The following is a 598-nucleotide window of genomic DNA, read 5'->3' on the forward strand; positions in this document are numbered from 1 at the left end:
GTTTAATTGTAGAGGCAAAAGCTAAAGGTTATCGTACACTTGTTGCTGGTATTGATGCTTCTAATGAAGCGAGTATTAAATTACATCAAAAATTCAATTTCAAGCATGCCGGCACACTGACCAATGTAGGCTATAAATTTGATTACTGGTTAGATTTAGCTTTTTATGAATTAGATTTAAAAGACTAGTAGTGTTTAAATCACATAATATAAACAAGACAACCATGTTAATTCACTTAACATAACATGCTAACATATAAAACTATAAACCTCTTAGGGACAATTTACATCGTCCCTTTTTTCATTTCAAATACTATCCCCATAGCTTTGATTTAACGCTTTTTCTCAATAACAAAACGAATATAGTAGAACATGAAAACGATAGTCATGCTGAGCGATAAAGATTTAAATAATAGATTGACCCACGTTCCCTCAGTCGTATATCCATATGTAATCGTTGTGTTAATGATGAATGCTATAAAGATGATTGATAGTCTTAGCATATCATCACTCCTTTTAAGTTATTTTAGATATACGGGGGCGCTTTTGCAATCACTATTTTGATTAGCATGTATTTCCCATAAATTTTTCAACTTTAT

The 598-nt window shown here is 31.1% G+C and carries 1 protein-coding gene; it reads left to right on the forward strand.

The genetic code is table 11. From position 1 onward, the window contains the following. On the forward strand, positions 1-188 hold a 188-nt coding region (locus tag IEX42_RS18390), incomplete at its 5' end, for a GNAT family N-acetyltransferase (RefSeq protein WP_188781463.1). Positions 189-598 lie beyond the last annotated feature (410 nt).

The organism is Marmoricola endophyticus (genome assembly GCF_014644415.1).
GTDB classification, from domain to species: Bacteria; Actinomycetota; Actinomycetes; order Propionibacteriales; family Nocardioidaceae; genus Marmoricola; species Marmoricola endophyticus.